The organism is Hwanghaeella sp. LZ110 (assembly GCF_048892525.1).
Lineage (GTDB): Bacteria > Pseudomonadota > Alphaproteobacteria > UBA8366 > Aestuariispiraceae > Pacificispira.
On sequence record NZ_JBLZHT010000046.1, the window covers coordinates 1 to 429 of the forward strand.

The following is a 429-nucleotide window of genomic DNA, read 5'->3' on the forward strand; positions in this document are numbered from 1 at the left end:
GCACCGCCCCCATCCAGGGATCATTCGTGATGAACATATCCCCATCACGCAATTTGCCTTCGCCAATGATCTTCATACAATTTTTGATGACATGCGACAGGGCCGTGACATGCGCCAGGACCGACATCCCGCAGGCAACCAGTTTGCCTTCTGCGGTGGCGATCCCAACGTTGTAATCCTGGACCTCTGATGCGATGGGGGATCCAGACACGCGTCGGATCGTCGTCGCCTGCTCCTCATTGATCTGCCAAAGACGGTGCTTCAGTATTTCATATGTGACCCGGTCAACACGCGGTGTAAAACTCTGGTCGACTGGATTGATGTCAACTTCAATGGGATGTGTCATCGCGCAGGGTCCTATCTGTCTTTAGAAGCCGCAGTCACAACCAGATTCCCGAACACATCTTTGTCGGCCAGTTGGTTGCGATA

1 protein-coding gene is annotated in these 429 nt (G+C 53.1%); it reads right to left on the bottom strand.

Annotated elements, in window-relative coordinates:
- The coding region (locus ACOSDM_RS20145) for a hydantoinase B/oxoprolinase family protein (RefSeq protein ID WP_420726323.1) at positions 1–346 on the bottom strand (346 nt) is incomplete at its 3' end.
- Between the last annotated feature and the right edge of the window lie 83 nt (positions 347–429).